Genomic DNA, 20,051 nt, shown 5'->3' on the forward strand with positions numbered 1-20,051 from the left:
GCATTTGATGCCGTCGACAATTAACAGGTAGCGCCGTGTCCTTTAATCATTTTTACCAAAGCGAACTCACTGCATTGCGTCAGTTGGGGAGTCGTTTCGCCGAGCGTAACCCCGCGTTGGCCCCGTTTTTGGGGCAGGCGGGGCGTGATCCGGATGTCGAACGGCTGCTCGAAGGGTTCGCATTCTTGACGGGGCGCCTGCGTCAAAAGCTCGATGATGGACTGCCCGAGCTCACGCACTCGTTGATGCACTTGCTGTGGCCCAACTACATGCGGCCACTGCCTGCGTTCAGCATGCTGCAATTTGACCCCCTGGACCGTCCAGGGCCTGCGTTGCGCGTTGAACGCGAAACCCGTGTGGCGAGCAAGCCCATCGAGGGCGTGAGTTGCCAGTTCAGAACCTGTTACCCGACAGACGTCTTGCCGCTGCAACTGGTTGAACTGAAACACTCGTTGAACGGTTCAGGCGCCATGCTGAGCCTGCGCCTGAACATGACCTGCGGCGGTCATCTCGGCGAGTTGGCGTTGAGCCGCCTGCGCTTGCATCTGTCGGGTGAGCGTTACATCAGCCAAATGCTTTATCTCGGATTACTGCGCCACCTGCACAACGTCGAGGTGGTGCCTTTGGATGGCGAAGGCAACGTCCTGGAAAGCGACAGCCTGGCGTTCACCCTGGCCCCCAACTGCATTCAGCCAGTGGGTTTCGCTGAAGATGAAGCGCTGATCCCGTACCCGCTGAATACCTTTCGCGGGTATCGCTATTTGCAGGAGTACTTCGCCTTTCAGGACAAGTTTCTGTTTGTTGACCTCAACGGCCTTGAGCGGCTTTCCACCCTGCCCGAAGACACCCTCAAACAGGTTCGCGGGCTGGAGTTGCGCTTCGACATTCGCAATAGCAGCGCACAGCGCCTGCGCCCGACCCTGGATAACGTGAAGCTTTACTGCACGCCCATCGTCAATCTGTTCCAGCACGACGCGATGCCGGTGCGTCTGGACGGTAAGCAGGACGAGTATCTGCTGATGCCCTCAAAGTTCGGGCTTGAGCATTGCGGGGTATTTTCGGTTGATGGTGTGACCGGCTGGCGTGTCGACGGCAAGGGCTCGCAGACCTATGTGCCGTTCGAGTCATTCGAACACGACCCCAATTTTGATGTGCTCAACAAACAGGCGCATTACAGCGTCCGCCAGCGTTCGGCCCTGCTGCATGAGGGGCTCGACACCTACCTCAGCTTTGACACCTGCCAGCCCGAGGCAAGTGAAACCCTGTCGATTGAGCTGACTTGCACCAACCAGAACCTTCCCCGGCGCCTTAACCAGGGTGATATCTGCCTGCCCAGTGAAGGGATGCCCGAGTTTCTGGTGTTTCGCAACATCGGGCCCGTGACGCCCAGCTATGCACCGCCGCTCACCCGCGACTTCCTCTGGAAGTTGATCAGCAACATGTCGCTCAACTACCTGTCGCTGGCCAACGTGGATGCCCTGAAAGTCATTCTCGAAACCTACGACTTGCCGCGCTACTACGACCAGCACGCCGAGCGGGCCAGCAAAAAACTGCTGAACGGCCTCAAGTCGATTCGCCACGAGCACGTGGACCGACTCCTGCGGGGCTTGCCGCTAAGAGGCCTGCGCACCGAGCTGACGATAGATCCACAAGGTTACATCGGAGAGGGCGATCTGTTCGTTTTTGCCTCGGTGCTCAACGAGTTCTTCGCGCTTTACGCCAGCCTCAATTCGTACCACGAACTGCGGGTCAACAGCACACAGGGAGAGACCTACCAATGGACACCTCGCATGGGGTTGCAGCCCTTGCTTTAAGCGGGTTGGCCAAGAGCATACGTGAGTACTCGCTGTTTCAGGCGGTGCAGTTGGTGGTTGACCGGCTGCGTGTCGCGAACATGCATCTCTCGGAGGATGAACTCTACGACTGCGTGGAGTTTGCGGCTAACCCGAGCCTCGGGTTTCCGGGCAGCGATGTTGACACGGTGGAGTTCTTTGTCGAGCACGGCCAAGCCCGTGCGCGTCTGCGCTTAAACCTTATTGGGCTGATGGGCTCGGCTTCGCCGTTGCCTGCGTTCTATGGCGAACAGGCGCTGGGTGACTGTGACAGCGACAACCCGACGCGTCAGTTTCTGAACCTGTTCAACCATCGGCTGCAGCGACTGATGCTGCCGATCTGGCGCAAATACCGTTATCGCGCGCGCTTTGAGAGTGGCGCCATCGACCCGTTTTCCAGCCATCTATTTGCCTTGATCGGTTTGGGTGGCGAGACCATCCGTGATGCCAAGGAACTGAACTGGAAGCGCCTGCTGCCCTACCTCGGTTTGTTGAGCTTGCGTGCGCATTCGGCGGCCCTGATCGAGTCCGTGCTGCGTTACTACTTCAAGCACGCCGAACTGACGATTGAGCAGTGCATTGAGCGCCGCGTCGAGGTGCTTCAAGAACAGCGCAACTGTTTGGGGCGCGCCAATCATCAACTGAACGAAAGCCTGGTGCTGGGCACCCACGTACGCGACCGCAGCGGCAAGTTTCGCATCCATATCCGGCAACTGAGCTGGGACCGATTTCATGAGCTTCTGCCGATTGGCACGGGTTATCAGCCGCTGTGTGCGCTGGTGCGATTCACCCTGCGTGACCCGCTGGAGTACGACATTCGACTGGTGTTGCGGCACGAAGAAATCCGCGAGTTGCGCATTGCCGAGCACAACGCCTGTCGCCTTGGGTGGACCAGTTGGCTGGGCCGCGAACACGCGGACGGCGTAGTGACTCTGGGCAGCAAATTACATTAAGGACCAATGGCCATGATCAACGTAGACCTGCAACAACTGATACAGGCACTCGACGCCGACACCCGGCGTGACCTTGAGGGCAGTGCCGAGCGCTGTGTCGCACGTGGCGCAGAGCAGGTGCTGGTTGAAGACCTGCTGTTGCAATTGCTCGACCGGCCGCAGGGGCTGCTGGCGCGTGCGCTGCTGGATGCGCAAATCGATGCGGGTCACTTGAGCGCGGCCTTGCAGCCACGCAGCGAAAACAGTTCATCGCGCAACCCGGTGTTTGCGCCGCAACTGGTGCAGTGGTTACAGGACGCTTTGCTGGTCTGCACGCTCGAATTGGGGCAGAGCCAGATCGGGGAAGCCGCGCTGATCCTCGCTGTACTGCGCAACCCGTTGCGTTATGCCGGGAGTGCTTATCAAACGCTGTTGGCCAAACTCGACATCGAGCGCCTCAAAGGCTTCGCGTTGTCGCAGCAAGAACAGCCCATCCATGGCCAATCCCCGGCGCAGGGCGAGTCCCTGTTGCACCGTTTCACCCACGACCTGACCGAGCAGGCGCGGGCTGGAAAGCTTGACCCGGTGCTGTGCCGCGACGACGCGATTCGCCAGATGATCGACATCCTGGCCCGCAGGCGCAAAAACAACCCGATCGTCGTGGGCGAGGCCGGGGTGGGTAAAACCGCCATCGTTGAGGGCCTGGCCTCGCGCATCGCCGCCGGTGAAGTGCCGCCGGTGCTGCTCGGGGTTCAATTGCTCTCGCTGGACATGGGCCTGTTACAGGCGGGGGCCAGCGTCAAAGGCGAGTTTGAACGCCGCCTGAAAGGCGTGATCGACGAAGTCAAAGCGTCTCCCAGCCCGATCATTCTGTTTATCGATGAAGCCCACACCCTGATTGGGGCAGGTGGCAATGCCGGTGGTTCGGATGCGGCCAACCTGCTCAAACCCGCGCTGGCCCGTGGCGAGTTGCGCACTATTGCTGCAACCACGTGGGGTGAGTACAAAAAATACATTGAGAAAGACCCGGCGCTGGCCCGCCGCTTCCAGCCGGTGCAGCTGCATGAGCCGACCGTCAATGAAGCCGTCACCATCCTGCGCGGGTTGGCGCACGTCTACGAAAAGAGCCACGGCATTTACCTGCGCGATGACGCAGTGGTGGCTGCCGCGCAATTGTCGGCTCGCTATCTGGCGGGGCGTCAACTGCCAGACAAAGCGGTCGATGTGCTCGACACTGCGTGCGCCCGCGTGCGCATCAGCCTGGCTGCGGCCCCGGATAAGCTTGCGCAGTTGCGCGGCGAACTGGCCGAAGGCGGGCGTCAACGCCAAGCCATGCGCCGTGATGCCGAAGCGGGGTTGCGGATTGACCACGCGCAATTGGCCGCGCTGGAAGAACGCCTGCTTGAGGCCCAAAGTGAGCAGGTGGCGCTGGAAGCCCGCTGGATTGAGCAACGAACATTGGCTGAGCGTCTGTTGGCATTGCGTCAACAACTGGCCGAAGCGCGTGAAATCAGCCCGCCAGAAACGGGTGCAGAAAACAGTCAAAGCGTTCCCGCTCTGGAAGCCGACCTCAATCAAACCCATCGCGCTCTGAGCGACGCTCACAGCCAGGAGCGGCTGGTCAGTTTTGAAGTGTGCCCGCGTCTGGTGGCCGAGGTCATCAGTGCCTGGACGGGCGTGCCGGTGTCGCAACTGGCCCGCGAGCACAGTGCCAAAGTCGCCAGTTTCGGTGTCGATTTGCAGACCCGCATTCGTGGCCAGGAACAGGCCATTCATGCCCTGGACCGTTCAATGCGCGCCACGGCCGCGGGCCTTAACAAACCGGATGCCCCGGTGGGGGTTTTTCTGCTGGTCGGGCCGAGTGGCGTCGGCAAGACCGAAACCGCGCTGGCTCTGGCAGACCTGTTGTACGGCGGTGAGCGTTTTATCACTACCATCAACATGTCCGAGTTCCAGGAAAAACACACCGTGTCACGCCTGATCGGTGCGCCACCCGGCTACGTCGGCTACGGCGAAGGCGGCATGCTGACCGAAGCGGTGCGGCAAAAGCCGTACTCTGTGGTGCTGCTGGATGAGGTCGAAAAAGCCGACCCTGATGTGCTCAACCTGTTCTATCAAATCTTCGATAAAGGTGTGGCCAACGATGGCGAAGGTCGCGAAATAGACTTTCGCAACACGTTGATCCTGATGACCTCCAACCTCGCCAGCGATCGCATTAATGCGTTGTGCGAGAACGGTGCGCGACCGAGTGCCGAGGTGCTCGAACAGAGCATCCGCCCGGTACTGAGCAACCACTTCAAACCCGCACTGCTGGCGCGCATGCGCGTGGTGCCGTACTACCCGGTCAGCGGGTCGGTATTGCGTGAGCTGATCGAAATCAAGCTGCAAGGCCTGGGCCAGCGTCTGCAACGCCGACACCTGGCGTTCAGCTATTGCCAGCGTCTGGTCGATCACCTGGCCGAGCGCTGCACCCAAAGCGACAGCGGCGCGCGGCTTATCGACTACTTGCTCGACACTCACGTATTGCCCTTGATCGCCGATCGTTTGCTTGAAGCAATGGCCAACGCGCAAACCCTCACCCGCGTGCATGCAACGCTGGATTCGCAGGCCAGCGTGCACTGCGAGTTTGCCTGAGGTGGGGCACATGTTCACCCACGTAGCCAACCCTTTGCCCTATGCCGAGTCGTTGCTGCAACATTTTGCCAGCGTGGCTGGTGGTGTTGACGTCGCTGCCGTTGCCGGGCTGTGCACACGTGCGGCGGCGCAACTAAGCGCTTGCGAGTTGAGCCAGTTGTATGTGCTCGATGCAACTCACAAGCACCTTGAACTCACGGCCGAGTGGTTTGAGGGGCGCGTGCAGCCGGTGCACGCGAAGGGGCTGACCGTCGATTACACGGGCGAACAACTGCTGCAATTTTCCGTGTGCCAAAACCGTGTGATCAGTATTACTGACCTCAACGATGGCCTGCACGACACCGGCTTTTTACCCGCCCAGGGCGTCCCGTGGCGGTCGCTGTTGTGCGTGCCGTTATTGAACGCGCAACAGGCCGTTGAAGGCGTGCTGCTGGCGGCCAGTCGCGAGCCGATTGAACTGTCGGGGCATGCGCTGTCGCTGGGGGCATTGGGCGCTTTTGTGTGTGGGCAAATCCGCTTGCGGCAACAGGGTGTGCAGTCGGTGATGCCGCCTGGTCTGCGAGCCAGGGCTGCCGGGCTGATCGGTAACAGCGCCGCCATGCGCCAGGCCTGTCATTTGATCAACAAGGTCGTACACAGCGCTTACACGGTATTGCTGTTGGGTGAAACCGGCACGGGCAAGGAAGTCGTGGCCCGGGCGATTCATGACGGCGGTCCTCGTCGCGCCCAGCCGTTCATTGTGCAGAACTGCGCGGCGTTTCCCGCCGAGTTGCTCGAAAGCGAGCTGTTCGGCTACCGCAAGGGCGCTTTTACCGGTGCAGGCCGTGACCGGATCGGACTGTTTGATTCGGCTAACGGCGGAACCCTGCTGCTGGACGAAATCGGTGACATGCCGCTGTCGCTGCAAGCCAAGTTGCTGCGGGTGTTGCAAGAGGGCGAGATTCGCCCGCTGGGCTCCAACGACACCCACAAGATTGACGTGCGAATCATCGCCGCCACCCACCGTGATCTGGAGATGCTGGTGGGGCAGGGGCTGTTTCGCGAAGACCTGTATTACCGGCTCGCCCAGTTTCCCATCGCCTTGCCGGCATTGCGTCGGCGCGAGGGCGACATCCTTGATCTGGCCCGGCATTTCGCGACCCACGCCTGTGCGTTTTTGCAGCGCAAGCCGGTGCTGTGGTCCGAGTGCGCGCTGAACCAACTGGCGAACTACGCCTTTCCCGGCAACGTGCGTGAGTTAAAGGGGTTGGTTGAGCGCGCGGTGTTGCTGTGCGACGGCGACGAGCTACACGCAGAGCACTTTTCATTGCCTAGCGATGCCTGCCCTAAAACCGCCAGCCTCAGTTTGCGTGAACGCATGGAGCAGGTTGAGCGGGGACTGTTGCTCGATTGTTTACGCAAAAACGCGGGCAACCAAACCCGGGCCGCCCACGAACTGGGCGTGGCCCGCCGCACGCTGTTGTACCGCCTGGAGCGCCTGAACATCAGTTTGGACGACATAAAAAGGAGGGCGTCGTAATGCCCTTTCAATTCTTTTTGCCTGTGTCAGCGCGCCCCTCAACGGATCGCAACGTGCACCAGGCCAACCCGTGGAGACTCCCTTGATGACTGCTCGTCTCTGGTGCGCCGTATTGCTGACTTTCGCCCTTGCAGGTGGCGTGGCTGGCTGTAGCGGCAATTACAAATTTAACGACAACAGCTATCGCCCATTGGGTGATCCGCAAGCGGTCAATCGCGGCAAGTGACCGCAAGGAGCCTCAATATGGAATTGGTATTTGACCTGCTCAATACTCAAACGCGGCACGCTACGCAGGTGATGCGCAAAGTCTTCACCGAACATGGCGGCATCATTGGGCGCAATGCAGATTGCGAGTGGGCGCTGGTTGATGAGTCGAAAAATGTATCCAAGTACCACGCTGAAATCAGCTATCGGGACGGGTCATTTTTTTTCACGGACAGAAGCTACAACGGCACCGGTTTCAATCACGCCAAAACCTGCCTGACCAAAGGCCAGGTGCAGCGCATTGAGCACGGCCATGTGTACTTTCTCGGCGACTTCCAGATCCGTGCTCATCTGGAGCACGAACTGCACGCGATGCTGGAGCAGGCTGGCCGCCCTCAGCCAGCGGGCAGCATCATTCCTGATGACGCCTTTCTGACGCTGGACCCGCTCGATCGGGCTGAATTGCCCGAAATCCTGTTTTCGGTGCTGGATGAGCCCGAGGTGCCGCACCGGCAACCCGCCACCTGGGAGCAGCGGGCAGATTTCGCTCAAATTGACTATGAAAACCTTCTGGTACCGAACCTGATTGAAGCCGCGCGGGCGCCGTTGCCCACCCAGGCAACGGCCATTGAAGCACCGCGTGACGATGCGTTTTGGGGGCAGTTCGGTGCAGCGCTAGGCATTGACGTACTGGCGCTGGCGCAGGCTGATCGAGAAGCGCTGGCGCTAAAGGCTGCTCGCCTGCTTAAACAGAGCATTGCAGGTTTGCAGCAAAGCCTGTGGACCCGCAGTGAACTCAAAAACCAGCTGCGACTGGCCCGCACGGTGGCCCCGGACGCACGTCAAAATCCGCTCAAATCAACCCATGACGCGGTTGAGGCCTTAGGCCTGTTGCTGGCGCCACAAAAGCCCCACCAACTGCCGGCAGAACAGGTGATCTGGCGAGCGTTTCGCGATGTGCAGGCGCATCAGGTCGCGCTGCTGGGGGCCAGTCGAGTGGCCGTTCGCAGCAGCCTTGAACACTTCTCCCCGCAGCAACTGACCTTGCGCTTCGAGCGCGATGGCTACCGGCCGTGGATCGCGACGTCCGCCAGTCGCTGGCGAGCATTCAGCCGTTATCACCAGACCTTGCAACAAGACGATGACTGGTGTGAACGCGTGCTGGCCCGGGATTTTGCCCAAGCCTACGAAGAGCAAGTCCGGTTGATTTCCACCCTTCACAATGACCCCCAAGGATGATGCGCATGTTGCGTTGTACGCCCCTTTACCTTCGCGCCTTGCTGGCGCTGATGGTGCTGCTGTTGACCGGATGTTCGGCCTTGTCGCCGTACTCCAGCGTCACCAAGCTCGACTTAGGCTTGAGCGCCAGCGACCAGGTCAACCTCGACCTGAACGGTCGCCCGTCGCCTCTGGTGATCCGTTTGATGGAACTCAAGCATCCGGTTGCCTTTGAGAATGCCGACTTTTTCAGCCTCTATGAGCGGCCAAAAGCCTCACTTTCACCAGACCTGGTCACCAGTGAAGAGCTGGAACTGCGCCCCGGCGAAACCGTCGAGCTCAAGCTTAGCGTCGAGCCGGGCAGCCGCTATGTGGGCGTGCTCGCGGCCTACCGCGACCTGCCGCAAACGCAATGGCGCTACGTGGTTCCGGTGGCATCGGGCGAACTGACCGAGGCCCACCTGATATTCGATCAGACCGGTATTCATAACGCGAACCGGGCACTTGCGCAGGCGGACGATTGAGCATGAATGCACACAAAGTCATCTGGCGCGAGGGCATGTTGCTGCGCCCGCAACACTTTCAGCAAAGCGACCGTTACTACGACCATCAAATGAAAATCCGGACCCAATTGCTGGGGCGTTACACCTGGGGTTTTCTGCGTTTAGAGATCGACGTGCAATTTCTCAACATGGGCAAACTGGTGATCAGCCAGGCGTCGGGTGTCTTGCCCGATGGCAGCCTGTTTGAATTGGGGGGCAACACCCAGCCGCTGGTTCTGGATGTGCCGCGCAACACGGCGAGCACAGCGGTGTACCTCGCGTTACCGCTGGTCACCGGCAACCACATCGAAACCCGCCGCAGCGATCAGACCGATGTGCTGGCGCGTTATACCGCGCACGACATAAACGTGTCCGACTCCAACGCCGGTGATGACTCCAGCAGCCAGGTCAGCTGTGCCCGCCCGGATTTTCGTCTATTGCTGGGTGAACAACAGAGCGATCAGGCCAGCGTCAAATTGCAGCTGTGCCATATCCTCGACACCACCGCCGATGGCGTGATCCGGCTCGATGAGCAATTCATTCCGACCTTCATCCACGCCCATGCTTCGGGCTATGTGCTGTCGTGCCTCAAAGAAGTCATCAGCATGATCAGCAACCGGGGCGACGCGCTGGCAGATCGCATTCGCTCCAATGGCAAGGTCGGCGGGGCAGAGGTCGGTGATTTCATGATGCTCCAACTGATCAATCGCACAGAGCTGGTGTTGCGCCACTATTTGAGCCTGGAACAGCTGCACCCTGAAGAGTTGTACTGCGCGTTGCTGGCGATGCTGGGCGATCTGGCGACCTTTGGCAGCGAGAGTAAACGTCCTCAGTTGCAGAGCACCTATCAGCACAGCAACCAGGGGCAAAGCTTTCGCTCACTGATGGACTCGATTCGCCAGGTGCTGTCGATGGTGCTTGAACAGCACGCCACCGAGCTGGTGTTGGAAAACCGTCAATACGGGATTCTGGTGTCGCCGCTGACCGACCACACATTGCTCTCCACCACCTCGTTTGTATTGGCCGCTCATGCGCATTGCGACAGCGAGGAGTTGCGCCATCGCTTGCCGGCGCATCTCAAGATCGGGCCGGTCGAAAACATTCGCCAACTGGTCAACCTGCACTTGCCGGGCTTCAAGGTCAAACCGTTGCCTGTGGCGCCGCGGCAGATTCCGTTTCACTCCAACAAAACCTATTTCATTCTCGAACTCGGCAACGAAGAACTGGCACAACTGGAACGCTCCGGTGGTTTTGCCTTCCACGTGTCGGGTGAGTTTTCAGCGCTTGAACTGCAATTTTGGGCCATCAGGAACTGACCGCCATGAGTACGGATACACAACATCCAAACGATGACCGCACGGTGATGGCATTCCGTGCGGGCAAGGCATCTGAAACGGATGCACTGACCGATGTACAGGCACCGCCAAAAATCGAGCAGCTCGAAGAGCGCATGATTTATTCGGCCCGGGTCGCACCGGCGGACAAGTTCAGCGTAAGCGTCAACCCGCTGGTGGCCGCCGCCAGTGAAGTGCTGTCGCACGTGGTGCGTATCAAGCACAGCACCAGCGCAGTCACCTTGGTCGGCCTGCACGCTGTGCTTAAAGCCGCGCTGGAAGCGTTCGAAGTCAACGCTCTGTGCAACGGTGTCGATAGCCAGCAGATGATGAAAGCGCGCTACGTGCTGTGCACGGTGGTCGACGAGGCGGTGGTGACAACGGGTTGGGGCAAGGAAAGCGACTGGTCACAGAACAGTCTGCTGAGCGGTTTTCACAACGAAACCTTTGGTGGCGAAAAGGTTTTTAACGTGCTCGATCAACTGTGCAAAGACCCGGTTCACAACTTGTCGCTTCTGGAGCTGGTGTACCTGTGCCTGGCCCTGGGATTTGAGGGCAAGTTTCGGGTCGTGGAGCGCGGCATTCTGGAACTCGACAGCATTCGCGACGGGCTGTATCGGCAGATCCGGCACTTGCGCGGCGATGTTCCGCGCGAGCTGTCCCCTCACTGGCAAGGGCTCAAGTCCCACCCCAGCAGCCTGACCCGCATCGTGCCGGGGTGGTGGTTGGGGCTGTTCACGGCCGGGTGTCTGACCGTCATGTTTTCGGGCTTTGCCTGGGTGTTGGGCGAGCAGCGCGAGGCGGTGTTGCAACCGTATCAACAGCTCGACGCACCGGTTGTCCGGCCGCAGGTGTAAATAGGAATAACTGATGAAAAACGCTTTTAAAAAGGTTGGCGCCTTTCTGTGCCAGACCTGGGTCTGGACGCTGCTACTGCTGCTGTCGATTGCGCTGCTGATCTGGTGGATTGGGCCGCTGCTGGCGGTCAATGACTATAAATTCTGGGCCGATGTCAGTGCTCGACTCATCACCATCAGTGCGCTGTGTCTGATGTGGGGCCTGTGCATGGTCTTCGTCAGTTGGCGCGCCGGAGTGCGCAAAAAAGAAACCGAAGACAGTGCGACCGGCAAGGAACGCTTGCGCCGCGAAGCACTGATTGATGCATCACACAAAGAGCTGCGCACACGCTTCAAAGAGGCGCTGCGTACGCTCAAAACGTCCAGCGTGTACCGCGGGCGCAGTGAACGCTGGCGCGACGAGTTGCCCTGGTATTTGCTGATCGGCCCCACTGGCAGCGGCAAGACCAGCCTGCTGGACTTCTCGGGGCTTGATTTTCCGCTGAACAAAATTGACCGCAAGCTGACGCGCGACACCAGCGGCACCCGTCAGTGCGACTGGTATTTCGCGGAACACGGCGTGCTGATAGACACTGCCGGGCGTTACCTGACGCAGGATGAAACGGATGCCGACGCCAGTGGCTGGAGCACGTTACTCGGTTTGCTGCGCAAGCGCCGACGCGAACGGCCATTGAATGGCGTGCTGGTCACCTTGCCCGTCGACAGCTTGTTTTCAAACGATGAAGACAGCTTGTCTGACCTGGCCGAGCGGGTGCGTTTGCGACTGCAAGACATCCATCAAACCTTGCACATCGAGGTGCCGGTTTATCTGGTGCTGAGCAAGGCTGACAAACTGCTGGGCTTTACCGAGTTCTTCGAGCAATTGACCCGTGATGAAAGCGATCAGGTCTTCGGTGCCAGCTTCGCCAAAGGTCAGAGCGGCTCCGATGTGTCGTTGCTGCGCACGGAATTTGAAGCGTTACTGGGCCGTCTCAACAGTCAGATCATCACGCGCATGCACCAAGAGCGTGACAGTCAGCGTCGCGGGCGGATTCTCGACTTTCCTCACCAGTTGGCTGGCATTGGCGAGCGCCTGTGCCTGTTTGTCGACATGGCCTTTACCGGTAATCGCTACCAGCGCGCCAGTCCGCTGCGGGGCTTTTACCTGACCAGCGCGCCGCACCTGAAACAAAAACTGAACCCTACTACTGCCGATGTCGGTTCCAAAGTGGGGGTGAAAGCCCAGGTGCTGCCGACCTTGCACAGTGGGCGCTCGCACTTTATTCATCACCTGCTGAGTCGGGTGATTTTTCCCGAAGCGCAACTGGCTGGCCTGGACAAACGTGAGCGTCGGCGAATCAGTTGGGGCCAACGGGCCATGTACGCCGGGGCCTTGGTGTTGCTGAGCGGGTTGGGCCTGCTGTGGGCCGCCAGCTTTACGTCCAACCTTGACCGTCTGGATACACTGCGCGAATTGGCCCAGCAAGGGGCCAAACAGCGTTCGTTGTTGAGCCCGCGTGATGATGCCCGAGCGGTACTCAAAACCCTCGACACGCACTACGCCGCCACGCGTGTTTATCCGTCGCTGGTCGACACGCCATTGCATGAACGCACCGGCCTGTATCAGGGCGGCGTGAGTCATCCGGTGGTTTTTCAGGCATACGAACGTGAACTCGATGCGCAGTTGCTGCCGCGTGTTGCGCAGCAACTGGAAAGCCAGATCCGCGCCAACCTGAATGACCGGGATCGGCTGCTCAACAGTGTGCGTGCGTACCTGATGCTCGGCATGCCCGAACGACGGGACAATGCCTGGCTGCGGGCGTGGGTGGCTACCGACTGGTCGGCACGTTACCCCGGCAACACCGCCGTTCAGAATGGGCTGAACCAACATTTCGCGCGCTTGCTCGGCCAGACTTTTCACTACCCGCTCAATGACACGTTGATAGCCCAGGCGCGTCAGGCACTGCGCAGTGAGTCTTTGGCGTCTGTGGTGTACCGCATGCTGCGTGAGCAGGCCCACACGTTGGCGCCTTATCGTTTCGACCAGCATCTGGGCCCGCAAGGCGGCGTGTTCAGCGGTGCCGACCATGTGATTCCAGGGTTCTACACCGAGCAAGGCTACAAGCAGTATTTTTCGGTTCAGGGCGCCACTCTGGTCAGTGAAATTCTGCGTGACAACTGGGTGCTGGGCGAGGGCAACAGCATCAGCCCGATGGACATGCGCAAGCTGATGGTTGAGCTTGAGCAGCTGTACTTTCGCGATTACGCCACCTATTGGAGCGAAGCGGTCGGTCAGTTGGCCTTGCAGCCTTTCAATACGGCCGGTGAAGGCGCAGAGCAGTTTGCAGGCCTGACATCGGCCAATTCGGCGGTTGTGCAACTGTTGCTCGAAGTGCGTGCCAACACGCGTTTCCCGAGCCTGATCGAAGACCTGGAAGCCTTGCCGGTGCCTGATGACAGTGTCACGCCAGCGCTGGGGGCGCTTGGCAAGGTCGCGACTGTGGCGGCGACAGCCTCGGACGCAGTGGCAGCCAGCCTGCCGGACACGGCGAAGAAAGCCTTGCAGCGTCGGTTCGAACCCTTGCACCGCTTGCTGGATGAAAACGATGGTCCGACCGCAGACTTGATACCGGCCCTTGAAGGCCTCAATGAAGTACAGCTGCAACTGGCGGGTCTGGCTCGCGCCAGTACACCGGATCAGGCGGCGTTCGAAATGGCCAAACTGCGCATGAACGGCCAACGTGATGCCTTGAGCCAACTGCGTCAGGCTTCACAGCGCTTGCCGAGTCCGCTGAACGGCTGGTTCAACGGCCTGGCCGATGACACGTGGCGTTTGGTACTCGACGATTCGTATCAATTCATCAATCAGCGTTATCAGCGCGAGCTGTACAGCTTCTATGTGCGGGCGATCAAAAAACGTTACCCGTTCAGTGCCCACAGCAGCAGCGACGTGGCCCTGAATGACTTCCGCGAGTTCTTCCGGGCACAAGGCATCAGCGAGCGTTTCTTTGATGCGTACCTGCGGCCTTTCGTCAGCGGTGAGGCGGGCAATTACCGGCTGCGCAGCCTGGACGGGCAAGGCTTGCCGATGGCCAAAACCTACTTTGAGCAAATGGCCGCCGTGCAGGTGATTCGCCAAAGCTTCTTTGCGCAAAATCCGGCAGAGCCACAGGTGCAGTTCACCCTTGAGCCCTACAGCCTGGACTCCAGTGTCAGCCGTTCCGAGTTCCGTTTTGGCAACCAGTCAATCGAGTACCGCCATGGTCCGATTGTGCCGGTCACCTTGCAGTGGCCCACCGACGCTGAAAACGGCCGCACCAGCCTGGTCATGGAAAAAATGGTCGGACGCCCGGTCGGCATTGAGAAAAGCACCGGGCCCTGGTCATTGTTTCGGGTTCTGGACCTGATGCAGATCGACTACCTGAGCGGTCGCGATGTGATGATCCTCAAAGCCGAAGTTGGCGGGTTGCGTGCCAATTACCTGTTGATGAGCCAGCGCACCCCCAACCCGTTCGATATGGACGTGTTGCGCAGCTTCCGTCTGCCTGAGCAACTGTGATGCACGCAAGCTCACAGTGGCGCAGCGCGGCAGGCACCGACCCGGGCAAGGTTCGGGCGCGTAACGAAGATGCCGTTCTCGACTGCCCGGAGCTTGGGCTCTGGGCGGTGGCTGATGGCATGGGCGGTCATCGGGCTGGCGATATTGCCAGCCAGTTGATTGTCGACAGCCTGGGCGAACTGACACAACCACAGACCTTTGATCAGCGGCTAGAGGCGGTGCGTCAATGCCTGCACTGGCTCAACCGGCGGATGGGCCAGGAACTGACCGTCAGCGATCAGCAGGTCGACAGCCTCATGGGCAGCACCGTGGTGGCGTTGCTGCTTGAAGGCAAGCGCGCTGCGTGTGTCTGGGCCGGGGACAGCCGCTGTTATCTCTGGCGTGGGCAGCAGTTGTACCAACTGTCGCGCGATCATTCGCTTCAACAGCAACTCATGGATGAGCAACACCTGAGTTTTGAAGAGGCACTTGCCCATCCGGGCTCGCGCGCGCTGACCCGTGCAATCGGGGCGAGCGAGCATTTGAACCTGAGCGTGGTCGAGCTTGAAGTGCTGCCCGACGACGTTTTTTTGCTGTGCAGCGATGGTCTGTACCAAGGCCTTAGTCACCGCGAATTAGGCCAGGCCTTGAGCCTGATTTCGCCGCAGGTTGCGCTGGCGCGTTTGTTTGATGGTGTGCTGCGCGGCGCTGCTTGTGACAACGTGAGCGCGGTGGTGATTCGCCAATGAGCGACCTTGAAAGGCCAGCGGAAACGCCGCAGGCCCGCCCTGTTTTTCGCGCAATGCCCAAAGTGCTTGGCAAGCGTTACCGGATCGAACGTTTGCTGGGCGCGGGTGGCATGGGCACGGTGTATCGGGCGCGTGACCTGCTGCACGAACAATTCGCAGACCCGCAGCCTTACGTCGCGCTCAAAGTGCTCAGCGAAGCGTACGAACACTCACCGGACGCCAGCGCGCTGCTGTTCAATGAATTCGCGCTGATACGGCACTTGCGTCATCCCAACGTGCTGCGCGTGTACAGCTTTGAAGTCGACACGGAGCACCAGCGGGTGTTTGTGGTGATGGAGCTGTTGCGCGGCCCGACCTTGGACCGTTTGTTGTGTGAGCGGCCTTTGGGGATGGCGTGGTATGAGTTGCGCGACATTGCCTTGCCGCTGCTGGACGCCTTGGGCCATGCCCATGAACGAGGTGTGCTGCACGGCGACATCAAACCGAGCAATGTGTTGCTCAGCGAAGACGGTATCCGGTTGTTCGACTTTGGCTTGGGGCAAGCGCAAGCGGGCACATTAGACGGCCTGGCGCATGTGAGCCGTACCCGCGTCAACGCCTGGACCCCGGGCTACGCGGCACCCGAAATTCTTGAAGGGGCGCCGCTGACCCGTGCTGCAGACCTGTATGCGCTGGGCTGTTTGCTGTACGAACTGGCCAGTGGCAAGCATCCGTTCAACCGGATGCAAGCCACCGACGCCCGCGACATGCGGCCCAAAATAAAACTGAAGCGGCCCAAGCGATTGTCGCGACACGCCTGGCCTTACGTGCGCAAGGCACTGAGTTTCGACCCCGAGCAACGCAGCGTCAGCATTGCTCAATTGCGTGAGGCTCTGACGGTTAAACCGGGGTTTTGGGGGTAGGTATCAGGTGCTTCGCGCAGTTTGGCGATGAGCTTGGTCGCGAGCTGCAAGCCATTAAGCCAAGTGGCACCGAAGGGCGTTAAGGTTGGGTGCAAATACTGGATCACGGGATTGATGGAGCGGCTCGACCTTTCAACGCTGCCCTCACACCGCCTCAGTGACGGGTTTTGGGTAAAGAAGCTTCATCAAGGCAATGTCCTGTTGGCTGATCTCGGTGTTTTTGGTTGTTTCAAAATCACCGAGGGTTAATTTATTGAGGACCGCGTAATGCATGATCGATTTTGGGTCGTAAGGGGTGTGGGTCACACTTGAACGAGGCCGTTTGTTTAACACCATACGGTCGGTTTGAGCGTCAGTTAAACCGAGAGTTCTGTAATAGGCATACACTTTCGGTTTGTCCCACGGTATATCGGAATCGGGGTGCAAGTGCTCATGGGCAGCCGCTAAAGCATGCCCGAACTCATGCAGTACGGTCATATTAAAATCCGGATGGCTTTCATCTCTACCGATAGTCATGGTCGGTTTTGACGGATCGATCTGCAGCGCATAGTTGCCCAACACTGATTCATGAATACCTAACGTGTTGGTTGCGATTCTGATATCGCCTGCATGACCTTCAACGAAGTCAAAGGTTAGGTTGATGTGAGGCAGCCATTGGCTGGCTGCCGAGATAATGGCCTGTCTTAACGTATCTGAAGGGTTGCTGACAAAGGCAATAGTCAGTGTTCTGCCGTTGTCCCAGAGCCTATTAGTCACGGCGAAGCTCCTCGTACTGACCCTGTCGATGTTGAACTCGTCATGCAGTTTGCACACAAATGGCTGACTCATGTATTCATCCTTTTTTTGTAGTCAAAACCTCATGTCTTGATAGACGTCAGCGTAGAAGAGGGGCCGCCACTGATTAACAGATAAGTGTGTTAATTCATTGCCTCGTTGTGATGGTTTAAAGGTCAAAAGATCGCGAGGCAAGCTCGCTCCTACAGAGGTTTCTAATCCAATACCTTAAGTTTCTGCGCCCGCGTGATCGCCTGAATACGGCTAGTCACATGCAGCTTGCAGAACAGGTTTTTGAGGTGCCATTTCACGGTCTCTGCTGAAATAGCCAGGCTGCGGGCTATTTCCTTGTTGGCCTGGCCTTGGGCAATCAATTGCAAAATTTGCAACTCGCGCTCGCTCAAGCTGGGCTCACGGCTGGCGCTGTGTTCGTTACGGGCAGGCGGGGCGCTGTCTTCGAGCAGACTGCGCACATAATCGGCGGTCTCGCCACGTGCGCTTTTCAACAGGGCTTCAAGCAGCGCTGGCATGGCATCACCCGCATCCAGCAGGCTGCGTCGCAGGTTCTGCCGACACGCCAGATTAAGCAGGGGCTGCAAGGTCTTCACAGCGTTCGCCTGATCATCCGGCCATAACGCACAGGCCAGTGCGGCGCGGCTGCGGACGGCGCGCAGCAATTGACCTTGGCGTTCATCGTTGTCTAGCAAGCCTTGCCACAACGTGGCCGCCACAGACCATTGCTTTTGCGCGGCGGCGATATGGCAGTGCGCCTCGGTACGGGCGCGGCTGATGTCGGCATGAGCCGTGAGCGGGTCCAGCGTTGCAAATTGCGCCTGCAACTCCAGTGCTTGTGGCAGTTGCTCGCAGGCCAGGTGAATGCGTATTTCCTCGACCAGCAACCAGGCTTGCAGCCGTGGCCAGCGGCGTAGCGTTGCCAGCTGTTGCGCATGCTCCAGCAGGTAGCGCGCCTGCGACGGGTCGCTCAGCAGCAGGGCGCGACGTGCCAGGCTGGCGTACGCCCCAAACAGCGCATCCAGTGGGGCGATGACGTCGATCTGGTTCAGGCGCTGCGCCACCAGTGTTTGCAGGGCTGGCCAGTCGCCGCGTTCATACAGCAACTCGGCCAAAAGCGCCGCGAGTGTGGCGCTGCCGCTCGATTGCGGGCCAGTCAGGTCTTCGGTGGGGGTTAGCGCCTGGCGATAATACTGTTCGGCGCTGTGCAGGTCTGCTTGTCGAAAGTGGCTCAAACCCAGTACGAAGGCTCGGTAAACCGTGACAAAGAGGTTGTGAGACGGCGTGGTCGGGCACGGCATGTGGCGCTGCACGGCTTGTGCCTGCGGGTAATTGCCTTGGGTCATGTAGTCATAACTGAGGATGTTGCAGATCAATCCGTCGACCCACGTATCACCGCACGGCACGTGTGCCAGCAACGGTTCAACGCGTTCGATGCTCTGGCTGATATTTTCAGCAAAGGCCTCGGTAATGGCGCCAATCACTTGATATTTGATGCTCAGCCGGGTACTTGGCTGCGAGGTCTTGAACAAAGGCCGCAGGCTATCGAGCAAGCCTCTGGACGCCGAGAAGTGAAAGTGATGCCCCAGCGCCCAGGCCAGGTTGAGTTGCAGGTCGATTCGCTGCTCATCCAGCGGTTGGCTGGCGATTTCAGGCATCTGCTGCAACCAGCGCACCAGCGTGCCGACATCGCCTTCCTCAGCCAGCGATTGTGCCCCCTGATTGGCGCAATCGTCGCGACTGCCGAGCTTGCCTGCCGCCAGTGCGTGCCGGATCGCCTCAGCCCAGTATTGATGCTTGGCTAGCCAGTTGCTGGCGCGTTCATGCAACTGCACCACGGCAATATCGCTGTTGTGCAGCCGTTCGCTGAGGGTTTCGACAAACAAGGCGTGGTAGCGAAACCAGTGCCCCTGGTTGTCCAGTGAGAACAAAAACAAGTTGTGCCGCTCGATCTCGGCCAGCCGCTCGTTGGCGTCGTCGCGTCCGGTGACCGCGTTGCACAGCGACGGCGTCAGGCGCCCGAGAATTGAGGTTTTCAACAGGAATTCTTGCAAGGGCAGCGGCAGCGGAGCCAACACCACGTCGTACAAGTAACGCCCGATCTGCCGGTTGCCCAAGTGCAGGCGGTTGAGGTTGCGTAACGGATCGCTGGGCGCCAGCGCTGCCATCTGGATGCCGGTGATCCAGCCTTCGGTCAGGTTCAGCACCCGCTGCAGGTCGGACGCTGGAAAACGCTGGGGGTTGGTACTCGCCAGATAGTCCTGGGTTTCTTCAACGTTAAAGCGCAGGGCGTTGGTGTCGATTTCGAGCAACTGATTGCGCGCCTGCAAGCGGCTCAACGGCAGCGCCGGGACACTGCGGCTGCCCACCAGCACGTGAAAGCAGTCCGGGGCATGTTGAAGCAATTGTTCGAGGTCGCAGAGGATGGCGGGGTGGCTGATCAGGTGCAGGTCGTCGAGTACCAGGTACAGGGCGTTTTGCCGGTGTTGCATCAGGTTGATCAGCTCGCGGATAAACCGGCTGTCTGCCTGCGCCACGCTGTCAGCCAAGACCTCGACATGTTCCAGCGGCTGGCCACTGGCCTGGCTCAAGGCCGCCAGCAAATAACGGCGGAAGACCTGCGGGGTGTCGTCCTGCTCATCCAGGCTAAGCCAGGCCACGCTGTGCCCCTGTTCGAGCAAGCGCTGGCGCCATTGCCCCAGCAACGTGGTTTTGCCAAACCCGGCGGCGCCGCATACCAGCGCCATGCAGCGTTCTTCCAGCAGATTGATTTTTTGCAACAGGCGCGTGCGCGCCAAGATCGTTCCGGCCGAGCGCGGCGGTACCAGTTTGGTGCCTATCAGCGGTAAGCCATGGTCAAGACCAAAGGCAGTCTGATGCTTGAACGGGGTGGCAAATTTGGCCTGGGTCATTGTTGTTATGTTTCCCTCTAGCGTTTGGCTAACGCTGCCCTTGGGGGGGTTAAGAGTACCCCCCGCAGGTATGCGTCGCGCCCCCCCATCCGGGTAGTTATGGCTGCGACTTT

Annotated in this window: 14 protein-coding genes; 12 read left to right on the plus strand and 2 right to left on the minus strand. The window is 59.4% G+C overall.

Annotated elements, in window-relative coordinates:
* The first annotated feature begins 35 nt into the window (after positions 1 to 35).
* The 12 genes from tssF (at position 36) to RHM56_RS00495 (ending at position 16,240) form a co-directional block, all read left to right on the plus strand.
* Positions 36 to 1,814 (plus strand): type VI secretion system baseplate subunit TssF, encoded by a 1,779-nt coding sequence (tssF, locus tag RHM56_RS00440; RefSeq protein ID WP_322237415.1) that lies wholly within the window; start codon positions 36 to 38, stop codon positions 1,812 to 1,814.
* Positions 1,778 to 2,785: a type VI secretion system baseplate subunit TssG gene (gene tssG, locus RHM56_RS00445; RefSeq protein ID WP_322237418.1), complete on the plus strand. Its 1,008-nt coding sequence runs from the start codon at positions 1,778 to 1,780 to the stop codon at positions 2,783 to 2,785. Before tssF ends, tssG begins: the two co-directional genes overlap by 37 nt.
* Before the next feature lie 6 nt (positions 2,786 to 2,791).
* Positions 2,792 to 5,398, plus strand: coding sequence for a type VI secretion system ATPase TssH (tssH, locus tag RHM56_RS00450; protein ID WP_322237421.1), 2,607 nt, complete (start codon positions 2,792 to 2,794; stop codon positions 5,396 to 5,398).
* A gap of 10 nt (positions 5,399 to 5,408) precedes the next feature.
* Entirely contained in the window at positions 5,409 to 6,917 is a 1,509-nt protein-coding gene (locus tag RHM56_RS00455; protein WP_322237423.1) for a sigma-54 interaction domain-containing protein, read from the plus strand.
* Between the two features lie 85 nt (positions 6,918 to 7,002).
* Positions 7,003 to 7,143 (plus strand): hypothetical protein, encoded by a 141-nt coding sequence (locus RHM56_RS00460; protein WP_019409412.1) that lies wholly within the window; start codon positions 7,003 to 7,005, stop codon positions 7,141 to 7,143.
* A 17-nt stretch (positions 7,144 to 7,160) separates the two neighbouring features.
* Positions 7,161 to 8,360, plus strand: coding sequence for a type VI secretion system-associated FHA domain protein TagH (gene tagH / locus RHM56_RS00465; RefSeq protein ID WP_322237428.1), 1,200 nt, complete (start codon positions 7,161 to 7,163; stop codon positions 8,358 to 8,360).
* A 5-nt stretch (positions 8,361 to 8,365) separates the two neighbouring features.
* A complete protein-coding gene (gene tssJ, locus RHM56_RS00470; RefSeq protein WP_322237431.1) occupies positions 8,366 to 8,863 on the plus strand; it encodes a type VI secretion system lipoprotein TssJ in 498 nt (165 codons plus the stop codon).
* A 2-nt stretch (positions 8,864 to 8,865) separates the two neighbouring features.
* A complete protein-coding gene (gene tssK / locus RHM56_RS00475) occupies positions 8,866 to 10,197 on the plus strand; it encodes a type VI secretion system baseplate subunit TssK (protein ID WP_322237434.1) in 1,332 nt (443 codons plus the stop codon).
* Positions 10,198 to 10,202: 5 nt separating this feature from the next.
* A complete protein-coding gene (gene icmH / locus RHM56_RS00480; protein ID WP_322237438.1) occupies positions 10,203 to 11,072 on the plus strand; it encodes a type IVB secretion system protein IcmH/DotU in 870 nt (289 codons plus the stop codon).
* Positions 11,073 to 11,085: 13 nt separating this feature from the next.
* A complete protein-coding gene (tssM, locus tag RHM56_RS00485) occupies positions 11,086 to 14,610 on the plus strand; it encodes a type VI secretion system membrane subunit TssM (protein ID WP_322237441.1) in 3,525 nt (1,174 codons plus the stop codon).
* The gene (locus RHM56_RS00490; RefSeq protein WP_322237444.1) at positions 14,610 to 15,338 is read left to right on the plus strand and encodes a PP2C family serine/threonine-protein phosphatase; all 729 of its coding nucleotides are present in this window, start codon (positions 14,610 to 14,612) and stop codon (positions 15,336 to 15,338) included. The genes tssM and RHM56_RS00490 overlap by 1 nt, the downstream gene beginning before the upstream one ends.
* Positions 15,335 to 16,240, plus strand: coding sequence for a serine/threonine-protein kinase (locus tag RHM56_RS00495; protein WP_322237446.1), 906 nt, complete (start codon positions 15,335 to 15,337; stop codon positions 16,238 to 16,240). Before RHM56_RS00490 ends, RHM56_RS00495 begins: the two co-directional genes overlap by 4 nt.
* A 144-nt stretch (positions 16,241 to 16,384) precedes the next feature.
* Here the strand turns inward: RHM56_RS00495 and RHM56_RS00500 are convergent, their stop codons facing one another.
* Both RHM56_RS00500 and RHM56_RS00505 read right to left on the minus strand, forming a co-directional pair.
* Positions 16,385 to 17,068: a M12 family metallopeptidase gene (locus RHM56_RS00500; protein ID WP_322237449.1), complete on the minus strand. Its 684-nt coding sequence runs from the start codon at positions 17,066 to 17,068 to the stop codon at positions 16,385 to 16,387.
* A 161-nt stretch (positions 17,069 to 17,229) separates the two neighbouring features.
* Positions 17,230 to 19,938 carry a LuxR C-terminal-related transcriptional regulator gene (locus tag RHM56_RS00505; protein ID WP_322237452.1) on the minus strand — a complete coding sequence of 903 codons (2,709 nt, stop codon included), beginning with the start codon at positions 19,936 to 19,938 and terminating at the stop codon, positions 17,230 to 17,232.
* Positions 19,939 to 20,051 lie beyond the last annotated feature (113 nt).

Origin of the sequence: Pseudomonas sp. CCC3.1 (genome assembly GCF_034347405.1) — a bacterium.
In the GTDB taxonomy this organism is placed as follows: domain Bacteria; phylum Pseudomonadota; class Gammaproteobacteria; order Pseudomonadales; family Pseudomonadaceae; genus Aquipseudomonas.

Excerpts from the sequence above, each read along its gene's own strand:
- tssG (WP_322237418.1), top strand. The coding sequence starts at position 1,778 with ATGGACACCTCGCATGGGGTTGCAGCCCTTGCTTTAAGCGGGTTGGCC.
- tssH (WP_322237421.1), top strand. The coding sequence starts at position 2,792 with ATGGCCATGATCAACGTAGACCTGCAACAACTGATACAGGCACTCGAC.
- RHM56_RS00455 (WP_322237423.1), top strand. The coding sequence starts at position 5,409 with ATGTTCACCCACGTAGCCAACCCTTTGCCCTATGCCGAGTCGTTGCTG.
- RHM56_RS00460 (WP_019409412.1), top strand. The coding sequence starts at position 7,003 with ATGACTGCTCGTCTCTGGTGCGCCGTATTGCTGACTTTCGCCCTTGCA.
- tagH (WP_322237428.1), top strand. The coding sequence starts at position 7,161 with ATGGAATTGGTATTTGACCTGCTCAATACTCAAACGCGGCACGCTACG.
- tssJ (WP_322237431.1), top strand. The coding sequence starts at position 8,366 with ATGTTGCGTTGTACGCCCCTTTACCTTCGCGCCTTGCTGGCGCTGATG.
- tssK (WP_322237434.1), top strand. The coding sequence starts at position 8,866 with ATGAATGCACACAAAGTCATCTGGCGCGAGGGCATGTTGCTGCGCCCG.
- icmH (WP_322237438.1), top strand. The coding sequence starts at position 10,203 with ATGAGTACGGATACACAACATCCAAACGATGACCGCACGGTGATGGCA.
- tssM (WP_322237441.1), top strand. The coding sequence starts at position 11,086 with ATGAAAAACGCTTTTAAAAAGGTTGGCGCCTTTCTGTGCCAGACCTGG.
- RHM56_RS00490 (WP_322237444.1), top strand. The coding sequence starts at position 14,610 with ATGCACGCAAGCTCACAGTGGCGCAGCGCGGCAGGCACCGACCCGGGC.
- RHM56_RS00495 (WP_322237446.1), top strand. The coding sequence starts at position 15,335 with ATGAGCGACCTTGAAAGGCCAGCGGAAACGCCGCAGGCCCGCCCTGTT.
- RHM56_RS00500 (WP_322237449.1), bottom strand. The coding sequence starts at position 17,068 with ATGAGTCAGCCATTTGTGTGCAAACTGCATGACGAGTTCAACATCGAC.
- RHM56_RS00505 (WP_322237452.1), bottom strand. The coding sequence starts at position 19,938 with ATGACCCAGGCCAAATTTGCCACCCCGTTCAAGCATCAGACTGCCTTT.